This window comes from Fibrobacter sp. HC4 (assembly GCF_023373925.1).
GTDB lineage: Bacteria > Fibrobacterota > Fibrobacteria > Fibrobacterales > Fibrobacteraceae > Fibrobacter.
Genome location: NZ_JALCZV010000012.1, coordinates 1 through 13,424, shown reverse-complemented (window position 1 = coordinate 13,424; position 13,424 = coordinate 1). Strand labels below are relative to the sequence as shown.

Here is a 13,424-nt window from a genome sequence, read left to right as displayed (position 1 = left end):
GGTTTATAATGAACTTTCATGAACGTCTAGAACAGCGCGTCGCCAAGTGCGGCAACCCGGTTTGCATGGGCATGGATCCGGTGATGAAGCTGATTGACCCTTGTGTTTCTGCAGGTTCTGCCGAAGACAAGATCAAGCGTTTCTATTCCGAAATTCTGGAATGCTGCCTGAAGCGCAATGTGCAGCCCGCTGTAGTCAAGCCCAATAGCGCTTACTACGAATGCGTCAGCGTGCAGGCCATGCTCACCTTGCAGCAGCTCATTGCTGATTACAAGAGTGCTGGCATTCCCGTGATTCTCGATGCCAAGCGCGGTGATATCGGTAAGTCCAGCGCTGCCTACGCTACCGCTGCCTTTGACGTGTACAAGGCTGACGTGGTGACCGTTTCCCCGTGGATGGGTTCCGATTCCGTGAATCCCTTTGTTCGCGAAAATTCCGAGAACGGTGCTTATGTGCTGCTCCGTACCAGCAACAAGGGCGCTCACGATTTCCAGGATATGCCTGTTATCGGTAGTGACGATCCCCGCGACGTGAACGAAGCCTTCTACTCTGTTGCCGACAAGATCTTTGAATGGGACGGCGACAAGGGCTTCTTCGGTGCTGTGGTCGGTGCAACTCATCCCGAAGAACTTGAAAAGATTACCGCCTACTGTGTTGCCCACCAGCACGAAATTCCCTTCCTGATTCCTGGCGTTTCCATTCCTGGTGTGCCCGGTGGTCAGGGTGGCGATGCAAAGACTGTACTTACCGCAATCAAGAACGGTGGCGGCAAGCGCAAGTTCCATGTGCTGAACAGCTCCAGTGGTCTGAATTTCGCTTACCAGCGTAGCGAAAAGCCCGAAAACTTCGCTAACGAATGCGTTGACGCCCTGGAACGTCTGGCTGAAGCTTGCCAGATCTAGGAACAAGGTTGAGGTAGTCGAATGCGGTCTGTTAGGTTTATTGCGGTAATCGTTGTTGCAGTAGCCCTCGTGGCGGTGGCTTTCCGTATGGCAAAGCCTCTTCCCAGTACCAATTTCGACGAATCCTTCTTGCCCAAGGCCTCTTCTGTTCGCTATGTGGCTGCCGGTCACGATGCATCTGTGGCGGGGCTTTTCTGGATCAAGGGTCTTACCGAACTGGGTGAAAGCTTCCTGACGGGTAAGGAGTATGCCTATCTGGGTCATGTGGCAAATCTTTGCACGGAGTTGGATAGCCTTTTTAATACCCCCTACTATTTTGTTGGCGGTATCACTCCTGTCGATGCTCAGGATACTTCTGACTTTGTGGTGCTTCGCAGGGCCAGTAAGGTCTACCCTGAAAACTGGCGCTATTCGCTCTACTATGCCATGCGTCTTGCTCGCGGTCCCCATCCGAACAAGACCGAGGCCGCAAACGTGATGCGCCGTTATTTCGATAGCCCCGATACCACTATTCCGCCCCATATCCGTACCATCTACCGCAGTTTTGAGCTGGATACCATGCAGACCGAAATGGCCCTGGAATCAGTGCTGAATGACATGATGCAACCTCGCTTCAAGAAGTTCAGGGAAGGTTTTTATTCCAAGGTTCTTCGACTTCTTGGATATAAAGGTATGGTTGGCGATCCCGAGAAGAATGAAACCTATCAGAGGGTGAAGTTCCTCATGAATGCCATGGTGGAGGGTAAGATGCATCCTGGCCTTGTGTACAGGGAATTGCTGGCTATGAAGAAGGTTGAGGAACCGGAAGTCAAGACTGACAGTGTTGAGCCGCCTAGCGATTCCGTTGCCGTGGCTTTGCCGGATTCTACGTCGAACTAAAAACAGCTGACTTTAAAAAATAGAAGCCTTCCGTAAGGAAGGCTTTCTTGCTTATATAAATTCCGAAAAATTTTATTTAGAACAACGTTTTGCGTTGTTGGGGAGGCCGATCAGTTCGAACGCATTCTTGCAACGCAACTTCAGGTCTTCGGCTTCTTTTTTAGGCGTAGACTTCAGCTGGGAACGCAAGTACAGAATCGTTGCCGTGGTAAAGGGGAGGTTTGCCTGGATTGCCTTGGCTTCGGCGATGCGGTAGAGGGAGTCTGCTTCGGCGTTGCCAGAGATGTCTGCGATGCGGGCTGCGGTAAAGGCATAGAACCCGCCCTTCTTGTCGGTTCGCTTTCCGACCATCTTGAGGGATTCATTGGCGGCATCCATCTGACGTGCCCCAGCCTGGGCAATGGCGCATTCGCTATAATAAGCGGCCTGTGCAGTTTCTTGCGCATTCTTTAGCGAGTCTGCAACGATGGATTCGCAGTTCTTGTTTGCCTTCTGGTAGTCGCCTCGGGCGTTTGCGATGGCGGCCTTTGCGGTGACCAGCTGCACCAAGGTGCTGACGTCCAGGGCTTCGGGCCTGACAACGGTAAGCAGAGAATCTGCCAGGTTTAGGTCAAGGCTGATGGTGCGGATTCGTGCCATGTTAATCAGAACTCGACCTTCAGAAAATAGGTCGGATTCTTTGCGGCTGGCGAGAAGAGCTCTTTCCAGCTGGCCGTAACCCTTGGCGAACTTTCCGTTGCTGAAGGAACGCTGGGCTCTTGCAGCAAGAATTCCCGATTCGGAGGCTTCTGCGAAAGAAGTGGCGGCCAGGGCGATTCCCATGGCGACGGCTGCTGTGCGGGCAAGGCGGAACTTAGGCAGTTTCTTTACCATAGGGTCTCCACCATGAAGGGCACGCTATCCTTGGAGGGCATGGATCTGCGGACTATCCACATGTTGGAGATTCCTGCCATAAGGTCGTCGGCATTCTGCAAAGTCTGTTCGGTGGCTTCCATAAAGTCGCCGATTCCGCTTGTCAGTACGCCAACTTCGGTAAGGACTCCATCTACACGTTCGAAAGTCTTGTCGACCTTGCCCATCATACCATCGATACTACCCATCAAGCCGTCGATTCGCTGGGGAATGGGCTTCAGTTCACCCATCATAGCGGATACGTCGTCGGCGATGATATTGACCTTTCCTAACAGGAGAGGCATTTCTGTCTGAATCGTGTCAAACAAGCCTGCTGCCTGGAATAAGACCTTCTTGCCGATGTAGGTCATATCGTCTAGACGACCTAGCTGGCGGTTCAGGTTGTCGTAAAGTCCTCGGGAGCCGAACAATGCGCCGACGGTAGTTCCCGTATCCATTGCCATGGAGAGTAGGGTGTCGGCAGCGTTGACAAGTACGTTTACGCGTCCCAGAAGTTCGTTTGCCGTTTCAAGAACGGTTTCGATATCCTGCGCCTGGCCCGGAGGTAAGAATTCTCCATCCTCCAGTACTCGTCCCTTGCCGCGGTTCACGTCGATGTTAACAACACGGGCCGAAATCAGGTTCTGGTCACGGATGGCGAACACCTTGGCGCTGTCGGTAATCCAGTTCTGGTATTGCTTGCGGATGATGAATTCCATCTTGACGCCTTCGCCTTCAATTTCCATGTCGGAAATCTGGCCCACGTCTACACCGCTAATCTGGACACGGGTTCCGGGGCGTAAGCCGAACGCCTTTTCGAACCTACTGTGGAGTTTGTATTCTTCCACGCCGATCATACCAGATGAGAAAAGCTTTGCGTAAAGCACAATGCCAAAAATCATGATGGCAACGGTAAAGAAGATTCCGACCAGGAGGCCGGAAATTTCCATCCAGTTGATGCGCTTTAGCGGTTTAAAAGCCATATTGGGAAATATATAAATAATTATTTACCACTTGGATGGGTCTTTCCGTTATGTTTCTATTTTTTAAAAGCGATATTTGAGGAGATCATGGATTTTTTTGAGTTTCTAGATAGTGCAGTAACACCTTTTCACACGGTATCGGAGTTAAAGAAGGCTTTTGAAAAGGCTGGTTTTGGTAAGGACTCCGTTTTTGAACGAAATGGGGCCCTTATTGTGGTCCGTTTGCCTAGGAAGGTGAATTCTAACACCAGGTTTCGTATCGCCCTGGCCCATACGGATTTTCCTGCGCTCAGGATATCTCCCAATCCCGACAAGAACTGTGCGGGAGTGAACAAACTTCATGTTGAAACTTATGGCGGCCTGCTTTATACAAGCTGGCTGGATCGTGATCTGGGATATGCCGGTCTGCTGGCTTTTGAAAAGGATGGCCAAGTCGGTTCTCGACTGATTCGCGGAAGCAAGTTGTTCCGTATCCCTCAGTTGGCAATCCACTTGAACCGTGGCGTGAATCAGGATGGTCTGAAGGTGAACCCCCAGACGGATCTGGATGCGTTATGGAGTTCCAGTTCTAGCGCCGCAGATGCCTCCCGGAAATTTGCCGATGTCCTTCAGGCGGAACTGGGTGGTGATGAACACCTGCTTGATTTTGACGTCCAGTTTTTTGATGCCCAACCTGCAAGTGTGGGTGGCTTTAATGATGAATGGGTCTATTCCGGACGCCTGGATAACTTGAGCAGTTGCCACGCCATTGCCGAAGCAATGCTGAATTCGGATGTTCCCGAAAATGACTTCCTGGTGGCTGCATTCATGAACAACGAGGAAGTGGGCTCTGTTTCTCGTGATGGTGCTGGCGGAAACTTCCTCCAGTCAACTCTTGAAACCCTCTGGAACCGTTATGCCCAAAATGGTGGTGTTGGCCGTAGCCTGTCTGAAGTGTTGGCTGATTCCTTAGCCTTGTCCATTGACATGGCTCATGCAGAACATCCTAACTTCCCGCAGAAGCATGAATCAAACCATGCGCCTGTCTTGGGCGGCGGTGTGGTGCTAAAGACGAATGCCCAGAAGCGTTATGCCAGTGACGTTCTTTCTTCGGCACAATTCAAACTTCTTTGTAAAAAGGCAGACGTTCCTTATCAGACGTTCATCACCCGTAATGACATGCCCTGTGGAAGTACTGTTGGTCCTACCATTTCGGCTTCACTTGGAATTCCCACTGTAGATATCGGTGAGCCCATGCTCAGCATGCACAGCATTCGTGAGATGATCGCCTCTAAGGATCATGTGGATTTGATTAGTCTTTTGAAAAATTTCATGGGGAAGTTTTAATGAAGCTTGTATTGAATAAAGTAAAGAATAGAATCAACTCTTTTAGAAGAATTACCTTTGATTCTTTTTTGGATCGAAAGTCTTTTGCCAGTTGGGGCTTACTTATTGTTTTCCTGAATTTCGTGATGCTCCATGCGCTGGGATTCAGTTCTGACCTGGGCTATTGGCGCAGCTGGATCAGCAACCTTGAAATGGGCGTCGGTAATTTTTCGGGCGACTATCCGCCGTTTTATATCTTGTGGCTTCGCGTGGTGGCTGCCTTCTACAAGGCCACGGGGCTTTCGTTGCAATTGGATTATGAACTGAAACAGTTCTGCCTGCTACCTGTGATTTTGGCCCATGTATCCCTGGCCCATTTCGTGTGGCTCCGCCTGCGGAGTCGTGATTGGCCGCCGCAGATAAAGACTGTGGTCATGCTTTTGGTGGCGATAAATCCTGCGTTCTACCTGGATGGACCTGTGTGGGGACAGGTGGATATCTTGCCGGTAACGATTTGCGTGTGGGCGCTGTGGTATGCGGCAAGGCCCAATACTTTTGCGATTGGTATGGCTCTGTTCATGCTTGGTCTTTTGACCAAGTTCCAGATGATTATGTTCCTCCCGGTTTTCGGAGCCCTGGCTCTCCGCTACCGCAAGATTATGTGGAAGGGCTTGTTTGCTGCCGGTGCTGTTTTTGTGCTGGTCTTCTTGCCGTTTATTCTGGCGGGGAACTTTGCCAAGGAATTCTCTCAGGCTTATCTGGGTTCCGTGGGGCAGTACCCTTATGCGGCCATGAATGCGGGTAACTTGTGGATGGCCCTCGTGGGCAACATGACTCCCGATACCAGGCCCATATTCGAATGGGCTCCGGCTTTTATGAATCCGGGCCTCATGGGAAAGATTTTGTTTGTAATCGTTTCGTTCGCGGTACTACTGGTGACTTTCTTCAGGAGGCTTGACATGGGCGCCATCATGATGGTAGCTGCCCTGAATGCACTGGCCTTCTTTATGTTGTTGCCTTGCATGCATGAACGTTACTGCCTTGCCGCGGCTGTCATGTGCGTTGCGGCGGTGTCCTGCCAGAGAAAGCCGAACATCAATGGTGCCGTAATTTTGTCGGCTGTCGCTTACTTGAATATTTCGATGCTGATGTCTACCCGTGGCGACGCGCTTTGGTTCTGGATTTCCATTGCCGGCATTTTTGCCATGGTCTATTTCCTGGCTCAGAACATTGCTCCTGAAAAGTTTGAACGTCTCTGTGGGCTGTTCAAAAAAATCCCCTTGCCGGGACTTGTTCCCTATGTGCTGTTGTTGTTGGTTTATGGCGTGGATATGGGAAGTACTTTTGCCCAGATGGCCCGTTCCGCTTACAGCCTGAAGGATGGTGAAGTCTTTGTGTATGATTTGAACTTGATCCATCAGGAACAGGGTTATGGAAACACCCATATTGGAAAATCCATTGATGGAAATCCGCTGCGGGTCAATGGCGAACTTTACGTAGCAGGCATTGGAACCCATGCTCCTTCAAGGCACGTTTATGAACTGCCGAAGAATGCGACCCGATTTACGGTGACTTGCGGCGTGGATGATGAGTCGGGCAATGGTGTCGTAGACTTTATCGTCTTACTGGACAACCGTGAAATCTGGAGAAGTGGCCGTATGGAAGGCCGTCAGGTAAAATCGGCGGATCTGGATATTCGCGGTGGCCGTAGAATATCTCTGGTGACTGACGAAATGGGCGCCAAGAATTTTGACCATGCTGACTGGGTAAACCCTGTGGTTTATACAGAGAAGTAGTTTTAGGGATAAAATGAGGTCCGTAGTCAAAAAGTACTGGGACCTCGTTTTTTTGTATATTACTGGTCGATTAGGAAATTTGATATGCGATTGTCTATTTTGTTGATTGTCTTGCTGTCGGTGATGGGCTTTGCGCGCCCCATTAATGATGGCAATAAGTTGTTTGCCGCAGGCGATTATGCCGCAGCCCTTGAAAAGTACATGAAGGCCCGTGAATCGGAGCCGGCAAATCCTTTGCTGTTCTACAACATCGGAACTTGCCAGTACCGCCTTGGAAATTATGAAGAGGCCAAGAAGGAATTGGAAAGTGCGGTACGCATGCCCGATAAGAAGATGGCGGCGAAGGCGGCCTACAATTTGGCCAATACCCATTTCCGCGTTGGTGAAAAGGCCGCTGAGCCCAGCGAACGTATTGCCGCTTGGCGTGAGTCCGTGGCATACCTTAAAAAGGCGATCGACCTGGACAACAATTTTGAAAATGCCAAGAAGAATGTTGAAATTGTCCAGCGAAAACTGAAAGAGGAACTGGATAAGCAGAAACAGAATCAGGATCAGAACCAGGACAATGACCAGAAGCAGCCTCCTTTAAGTGAAAAGGCCAAGGAAGCCCTGGCACGAGCCCTCCAGCTGAGTAAGGATGGCAAGTACGAAGAAGCCAAGCAGATTCTGGAAAACATTATCGCCGAAGATGAAACGGCTGGTCAGCTGAATGCCTATGTGCAGCGTGTTGACGATGTCATTGAAATCAAGGCCGGTCGCAAGCCCAAGGCAAAAATCGATGCCAGCAACACCGATAACGACTTGGAGGTGATCTAATGTTCCAGGACGTCATTCTGAACGTAGTGAAGAACCCGGTACGCATGACGGTTTGCGTCTTGTTGTGTGCCGCTGCTGCATTTGCCGCTCCCAAGTCTGCAAGTGCTTATTATAGCGATGCCGCTTTCCAGTACATTGAGAATCGCTTGCCTTCTGCGGAAATTACCTGTAATGAAGGTTTGCAGTATTATCCCAATGATCAGAAGCTGCAGATGCTCCTGGATCGCATTCAGGAAGCCAAGGACGAGCAGAAGAACGAGAATAAGAAAAACGATCCTAAGAACGATCAGAATGATCAGAACAATCAGGATCAAAATCAAGACCAGAATAAGGACCAGAACCAAGATCAAAACCAGGATCAGGACAAGGATCAGCAGGACCAGAATCAAGATCAGAATAATGGTGACCAGTCTAGCGATAGTCAGGGTCAGAGTTCTGATAGCGAAGGCGGCTCCGGCGAACAACCGCAGCAGCCTGAGGAACAGTCCAGCGATAGCCAGGGCGAACAGCCCCAGCAGCCCGAGGAACCGCAGGAGGTTCCTGCAGGTCAGATGAGCCCTGAAGAAGCCAGCCAGCTTTTGAAGGATTTTGACGAACAGAATGGTGAACGTAAACCTTGGAAACCCCTCCGCGGCCAGGCAAGACCTGCCAAGGACTGGTAAGGCGAAACCAAGAACAAGCTTGCTTGTTCTTGAGTGAGCCGCAAGTCCTGCGCTCGCAGAGCGCAATGACTGGTAAGGCGAGTGTCGCGACGGCAAACTTGTTTGCCGGCATAGGACAGAGGCGAGCGGGAAGGACTCCGAAGGAGTCCCCAAGGGTCAGATGACCGTTGCCCAGTTCCTTGAAATGACCAACGCCGACCGCCAGGTTGTGCGGTAGTCAGTACAGGCACAAGCGCCCGCAAACGTCACCCTGAGGAAACTCAGGGTCGGCAGCGTTACAACTCAAAAGGCAGGTTCGAAAGAGCCTGCCTTTTTTCGTATAGGCCTCAGTTTTATTTGCGCTTTGTGTTGGCGAAGTCTCTAAAAGGAGCGCGTAAAACGTCCTTAAAATACTTATATGGCAGAAATACAAAAAACGGCTTCCTATTAGGACAGCCGTTTTTCGAATATAGATGGCTATTTGACTAAGGGATATAAACCAGTAAAGGTTAATATGTATTTTTCTTTGATATCCCCTTTAATTGTTGCATAAACAAAAACGGGACACAAAAGCTGCTTTTGATGTGTTTTTTCTTTTTCAATGAGTTCAACCTTTAAAGTGTCTCCTTTTTCGTAGACGCCAATTGATTTTATGTTATCAATTGAACTATGTATTTGAGAAGGAAAAGTTATTTTTTTTCCGTTTTTTTCTTGTTTGATAAAGATTGAATCACTTGTGTAAATTTTATCCAGCATTTCAGCGTTTCTTATGCAATTTGATATAGAATCAAGGACTAAAAGTTCTTCGTTATAGTCAAGAGAAGTATCATAGTTATATGACACATCTTCGATATCGCTGGAACTGCCGCTTGAGCAGGCAACGAAAGCGAATATCATGGCAAATAGCAACAATAATTTATTCATAAAGACTCTCCTAATCATATTCAGGCGTGCCAAAAGTGCACCATTTATAAGCCAACTTTAAATTTGAGTTCCTATACAATGGCTTTTGATAGGATTTTTCAAGGGTCTCATTCGATGAATCAAAATCTTTTCCATCAACAGAGCCAAAAAGGAAAACAATTACTGGCTCTATTCCATAATTACGGTCTTGAACCATCCATCTATACACTGCATTTTTGTAAGAATCCCAAATACTCTGTTTATCTTCAATCCAATTTTCTGCAAAATCTCTTTGAACGTAATAAGAATGTCTTGTTCGAGAGCATTTGAATTGATTAAACAGCCCGCATTTTACTTTGTACGTTTCATTTTCGTAAGGATGAAAAGACGAACTATAACCAAGTATGGAATGAATTCCGTTAAACCAAGGAAAAGGATCCATCTCCCTTTTCTTGAATGTTAGGCATGCAGTAAACATCGCCCAATATGTTTTACCACCAAAAGGTTTCTCGTAGTTATGAACAATTTGACCATAGGTGTGTCGCCATCACTGATATATGTGAGAACAATCGGTTTGTTCTTTACATCACGGAATAAGGAAACGGATTGTTCGAACGACAGATTTTCAAACCCTTTACCATCTACAGCGATGATTAAATCGCCTACCTTTAATTCAGATTTTGCCGCAGGTGTGTTTGGGATGATAGCTTCAATTCCTAATCCAATGTTTCAGTCTTGTACAACAAGACCAATGCCTCCAAACGATTCGTCAGCAAAAAGTGTCGTTGCACAAAGAGCAAACGCCATCAAGGCCATCTTTTTTCATTAATCCTCCTATTATGTTGTAGAAAAAGATGTTTAAAATATAATGCGAATTTGTATGAAAAACGCAAGATTTAAAGAAAAAATTTGTTTACAAACATTCGGCAAAGAGTTTTTGAAGATCATTTTGAATTCAGGAGTCTGTTTGGGTTAGCAAAAATCCCAATGGAGTAGATTTTGTCACACAATGATTTTGCGCACGTTGTACTTACTTTGAGTAATTTATGGTATTTTTTTGTATCCTATTAAAATTTGCGTTAGGGATTGTGACCCCTTGGGGACAAGACTCGCGAAGCGAGGCTTGGTTCTGGGAGGTGAGCTGCAAGCGTAAGCGCAGCCGATTGCCCCCAGAATATAGCCCGACCCACACGATAGTGTGGGAAACGCCCATAAGACCAACATACGAAGTGGCTGACTTCTGCGCACTCGTCAAGGAAAAGCGTGCAAGCCGAGCGTCGCGACGAAAAGCTTGTTTGCCGGCATGACCGATCCGCAAGTCCTGCGCTCGCAGAGCGCAATGATTGGTAAGGCGAGCGTCGCAATGACCAGCAGGTAAACGCAAAAAATTAAGCTCTGCGCGGATTAAAATGCGCGGGGCTTTTTATATTCATGTATATGAGTTTTTGGGAAAGAAAAAACGTTTTAAGTTTGTTGTTTGCGGGAGCCATGATGGTTTCCTGTGGTGAAGATTCTTCAAGTCCGTCGGATGCGGGACCAGTTGATAGTTCCGCTGCCGTTTCCGAATCGTCTGGAGTAAGTTCGTCCGACGGTTCGCAGGAATCCAGTGGCGGTATGACGCAGGCGGGGTCGTCTGGTGCCGAAGCTCCGATAAGCTCCGCGGTGTCGTCAAATTCCGGCGTAACTTCTAGCGCGGGCGGAATCTTGCAGAGCAGTTCCGCAGAGCATTCTACAGATTCTTCTCCCGAAAGTTCTGCGTCCCAGCCGATTTCTTCAAATGCATCCGATCAATGGTATTTTGACGACGCTGACGGTGCCTGCGAAAAGTGCGACAACTATACGGCTCAGGACCCGGTGCTGAATGAACGCGGCGGTGCCGGTTCCATTACGACTTACGGAAGCATAACTGAGAAAGAAACCAGTCTGGGTGGCGCCTGCAATTACGGCCAGACCAACATCCAGTATTATGCCGCCATCCATGTGAACGTTTCTAGCGGTGACGATAAAGGACCCTGGAATGGGGGCCTTGCCTGCGGTGGCTGCGTTCGCGTAAAGGCGAAAACTCCTGATGGCTGGAAGCGCGTTACGGTGCGCATTACGGACCGCTGCCCCGACGAAAGTTGCGGTGTGGATTTGGGTGGCGCACCTGCTAGCGACATCATGGGCATTACGGTGGGCCGCTATTACGGCGAATGGGAATTCGTATCCTGCGAAGGCGTTGAAGGCGTGTGGGGCGATTCCACCAGCGTCTGGGTGAAGGAAGGGGCTGGCCCTTACTGGAGCATTGTGCAGGTTCGTAACCCGAAGGATGCCGTGACGCAAATTTCTGCGGTGACGGATGCGGAACCTGTAGCTTTGAAGTACGCCATCGAAGCGGAAAACTTCTGGACGGTCCCTCAGGGAATTTTGCGGAGTGATGATATGGTCAAGTTGATTATCGAGTACCGCACTGGTGTGCCCGATACCTTGCAAATCAAGGGAAGCGACTTGGCTGTGGGCGAGGCGAATTACTACCTGTAAGTTTGCAGTTCCTTTTGTGACTTCCATATTTCTATTTTTTTATAGTATGCGGATCTGAATTGCTTAAACCCATATTTAAAGCAGATTGTTTCCGCAAACTTGAAAAATGAATTTGTAAAAAAGAACGTTTTTTATGAAACCTTTAAGCGATCGCACTAGCCATTTTACGGAATCTGTTATCCGTTACATGACCCGCATTGCCTATTCTTGCGGTGCCGTCAATTTGTCTCAGGGTTTTCCGGATTTTGACCCGCCGGTGGAATTGCAGAACCGCATGGCGGAAGTGGCCAAGTCCGGTCCTCATCAGTATGCGCTGACCATCGGTGCCAAGAATTTCCGTGAGGCGGTTTGCAACAAGCAGGAACATTTCAGCGGCATGCGCTTTGACCCCGAAAAGGAATGCGTCATTACTTGCGGCAGTACCGAAGCCATGATGATCACCATGATGTCGGTTTGCAATCCCGGCGACAAGGTGGTGATCTTCTCTCCGTTCTACGAGAACTATACGGCGGATACAATTCTCAGCGGTGCTACTCCTATTTATGTGCCGTTGAATCCTGACGATTTTACCTTCGACGCCAACGTCCTTGAAGATGCCATGAAGCAGCCGGGCGTAAAGGCTCTGGTGCTTTGCAATCCTTCGAATCCTAGCGGTAAGGTTTTTACTCGTGCGGAACTGCAGATTATTGCGGATCTTGCCATCAAGTATGATTTGTATGTGATTACGGATGAGGTGTACGAGCACATTATTTTTGCGCCTCACGTTCATACCCACATGGCTACGTTGCCTGGCATGCGTGAGCGTACCATCGAATGTTCCAGCCTTTCCAAGACTTATTCCATTACAGGTTGGCGCCTGGGTTACATTCTTGCGCCCGAGCCCATCATGGAACGCATTAAGAAAGTTCACGACTTTACGGTGGTGGGGGCTTCTTCGCCGTTGCAAGAAGTGGGCGTGACCGCCATGAATTTTGGCGACGAATATTATACCGAACTGCAGGCCCATTACACTCACATGAAGGAACTGTTTACTGACGGCCTCCGCAATCTGGGATTCAAGTTTACAGAACCTCAGGGCACCTACTTCGTGATGGTGGATATTTCAGAATTCGGTTACGATCGCAAGCTGGCGAGCCTCGTAGCAAGCGGTTCCGCCGCGGGTCTAGGAATCGGCATGACGGGCTCGGGTTCCGTTCGTCCCGATGAACTTTTCTGCATGGACTTGGCAAAGAAAGTTGGTGTCGCCGCAGTGCCTGGCAGTAGCTTCTTTAGGGAACCTGTGAACCATCTGGTGCGATTCCATTTCGCCAAGAAGGACGAAACCTTGATTGAGGCATTGAACCGCTTGGAAAGTGCCCGTAAATTGCTTAAATAGGATCCTGAAAATGGGAATGCATGCTAAAAATTTGCATTGTTTGTTACAGGATATTTGGCAATTGCTTCATATCGCCCATGTTCCGTGTCAGAGACTTCTATAAGTACTTCAATTGCATTGCTGGGAATCTTTATTTTTTTTGAAAAGAATCCGTTGCCCTGATTTTTGAGACGATTTTTCTTTCCGTTGCAAAAAAGAAGAGCATATTTTTTATTTGAAACTTTTATGAGGCATCATCAACATGTGTGGAAGCATTTAGGCAGCCTTGCTAGATGATTCTCTCGATTCCGATTCCCATTCGTAGGCTATCTGTACATCTACATAGGAACAGCTCAGCATTATCAGCGACAGCATGTTGTTCATGTTCCTGAAGCCATAGGCAGTCCGTATCAGTAGCTTTATCTTGTTGTTCG

General features: G+C 48.6%; 13 protein-coding genes. 8 read left to right on the top strand and 5 right to left on the bottom strand.

Annotation, left to right across the window (positions count from 1 at the left end):
* Positions 1 to 8: 8 nt before the first annotated feature.
* Positions 9 to 902 (top strand): orotidine-5'-phosphate decarboxylase, encoded by an 894-nt coding sequence (gene pyrF / locus MMG03_RS09100; RefSeq protein ID WP_073159016.1) that lies wholly within the window; start codon positions 9 to 11, stop codon positions 900 to 902.
* A 21-nt stretch (positions 903 to 923) separates the two neighbouring features.
* On the top strand, positions 924 to 1,781 hold the full coding sequence (locus MMG03_RS09095) for a hypothetical protein (RefSeq protein WP_112131959.1): 858 nt from the start codon (positions 924 to 926) through the stop codon (positions 1,779 to 1,781).
* A gap of 72 nt (positions 1,782 to 1,853) precedes the next feature.
* Here the strand turns inward: MMG03_RS09095 and MMG03_RS09090 are convergent, their stop codons facing one another.
* A complete protein-coding gene (locus MMG03_RS09090) occupies positions 1,854 to 2,654 on the bottom strand; it encodes a hypothetical protein (RefSeq protein WP_073159012.1) in 801 nt (266 codons plus the stop codon).
* Entirely contained in the window at positions 2,648 to 3,655 is a 1,008-nt protein-coding gene (locus MMG03_RS09085; RefSeq protein ID WP_073235830.1) for an MlaD family protein, read from the bottom strand. The genes MMG03_RS09090 and MMG03_RS09085 overlap by 7 nt, the downstream gene beginning before the upstream one ends.
* 87 nt (positions 3,656 to 3,742) lie before the next feature.
* Here MMG03_RS09085 and MMG03_RS09080 point away from each other — a divergent pair, with 87 nt between their 5' ends.
* The 4 genes from MMG03_RS09080 (at position 3,743) to MMG03_RS09065 (ending at position 8,234) form a co-directional block, all read left to right on the top strand.
* Complete coding sequence (locus tag MMG03_RS09080; RefSeq protein ID WP_101480009.1) at positions 3,743 to 4,981, top strand: M18 family aminopeptidase; 1,239 nt, start codon at positions 3,743 to 3,745, stop codon at positions 4,979 to 4,981.
* Complete coding sequence (locus MMG03_RS09075; protein ID WP_249506137.1) at positions 4,981 to 6,756, top strand: NPCBM/NEW2 domain-containing protein; 1,776 nt, start codon at positions 4,981 to 4,983, stop codon at positions 6,754 to 6,756. Before MMG03_RS09080 ends, MMG03_RS09075 begins: the two co-directional genes overlap by 1 nt.
* Before the next feature lie 84 nt (positions 6,757 to 6,840).
* The gene (locus MMG03_RS09070; RefSeq protein WP_073235836.1) at positions 6,841 to 7,572 is read left to right on the top strand and encodes a tetratricopeptide repeat protein; all 732 of its coding nucleotides are present in this window, start codon (positions 6,841 to 6,843) and stop codon (positions 7,570 to 7,572) included.
* Positions 7,572 to 8,234 carry a hypothetical protein gene (locus MMG03_RS09065; RefSeq protein WP_073285226.1) on the top strand — a complete coding sequence of 221 codons (663 nt, stop codon included), beginning with the start codon at positions 7,572 to 7,574 and terminating at the stop codon, positions 8,232 to 8,234. The genes MMG03_RS09070 and MMG03_RS09065 overlap by 1 nt, the downstream gene beginning before the upstream one ends.
* Before the next feature lie 456 nt (positions 8,235 to 8,690).
* Here the strand turns inward: MMG03_RS09065 and MMG03_RS09060 are convergent, their stop codons facing one another.
* Genes MMG03_RS09060 through MMG03_RS16290 form a run of 3 tightly spaced genes read right to left on the bottom strand, consistent with a single transcriptional unit; the run spans position 8,691 to position 9,830 of the window.
* A complete protein-coding gene (locus MMG03_RS09060; protein WP_112131960.1) occupies positions 8,691 to 9,137 on the bottom strand; it encodes a hypothetical protein in 447 nt (148 codons plus the stop codon).
* A 10-nt stretch (positions 9,138 to 9,147) separates the two neighbouring features.
* The gene (locus MMG03_RS09055; RefSeq protein WP_112131961.1) at positions 9,148 to 9,558 is read right to left on the bottom strand and encodes a hypothetical protein; all 411 of its coding nucleotides are present in this window, start codon (positions 9,556 to 9,558) and stop codon (positions 9,148 to 9,150) included.
* Between the two features lie 17 nt (positions 9,559 to 9,575).
* Positions 9,576 to 9,830: a PDZ domain-containing protein gene (locus tag MMG03_RS16290; protein ID WP_369077390.1), complete on the bottom strand. Its 255-nt coding sequence runs from the start codon at positions 9,828 to 9,830 to the stop codon at positions 9,576 to 9,578.
* Positions 9,831 to 10,553: 723 nt separating this feature from the next.
* Here MMG03_RS16290 and MMG03_RS09050 point away from each other — a divergent pair.
* Both MMG03_RS09050 and MMG03_RS09045 read left to right on the top strand, forming a co-directional pair.
* Complete coding sequence (locus MMG03_RS09050) at positions 10,554 to 11,636, top strand: expansin-like protein (protein WP_249506136.1); 1,083 nt, start codon at positions 10,554 to 10,556, stop codon at positions 11,634 to 11,636.
* Between the two features lie 133 nt (positions 11,637 to 11,769).
* Positions 11,770 to 13,011, top strand: coding sequence for a pyridoxal phosphate-dependent aminotransferase (locus MMG03_RS09045; protein WP_249506135.1), 1,242 nt, complete (start codon positions 11,770 to 11,772; stop codon positions 13,009 to 13,011).
* Positions 13,012 to 13,424 lie beyond the last annotated feature (413 nt).

Coding starts and splice junctions, on each gene's coding strand:
- MMG03_RS09060 (WP_112131960.1), bottom strand. CDS start 9,137: ATGAATAAATTATTGTTGCTATTTGCCATGATATTCGCTTTCGTTGCC.
- MMG03_RS09065 (WP_073285226.1), top strand. CDS start 7,572: ATGTTCCAGGACGTCATTCTGAACGTAGTGAAGAACCCGGTACGCATG.
- MMG03_RS09090 (WP_073159012.1), bottom strand. CDS start 2,654: ATGGTAAAGAAACTGCCTAAGTTCCGCCTTGCCCGCACAGCAGCCGTC.
- MMG03_RS09095 (WP_112131959.1), top strand. CDS start 924: ATGCGGTCTGTTAGGTTTATTGCGGTAATCGTTGTTGCAGTAGCCCTC.
- MMG03_RS09050 (WP_249506136.1), top strand. CDS start 10,554: ATGAGTTTTTGGGAAAGAAAAAACGTTTTAAGTTTGTTGTTTGCGGGA.
- MMG03_RS09075 (WP_249506137.1), top strand. CDS start 4,981: ATGAAGCTTGTATTGAATAAAGTAAAGAATAGAATCAACTCTTTTAGA.
- MMG03_RS09045 (WP_249506135.1), top strand. CDS start 11,770: ATGAAACCTTTAAGCGATCGCACTAGCCATTTTACGGAATCTGTTATC.
- pyrF (WP_073159016.1), top strand. CDS start 9: ATGAACTTTCATGAACGTCTAGAACAGCGCGTCGCCAAGTGCGGCAAC.
- MMG03_RS09085 (WP_073235830.1), bottom strand. CDS start 3,655: ATGGCTTTTAAACCGCTAAAGCGCATCAACTGGATGGAAATTTCCGGC.
- MMG03_RS09055 (WP_112131961.1), bottom strand. CDS start 9,558: ATGGATCCTTTTCCTTGGTTTAACGGAATTCATTCCATACTTGGTTAT.
- MMG03_RS09070 (WP_073235836.1), top strand. CDS start 6,841: ATGCGATTGTCTATTTTGTTGATTGTCTTGCTGTCGGTGATGGGCTTT.
- MMG03_RS09080 (WP_101480009.1), top strand. CDS start 3,743: ATGGATTTTTTTGAGTTTCTAGATAGTGCAGTAACACCTTTTCACACG.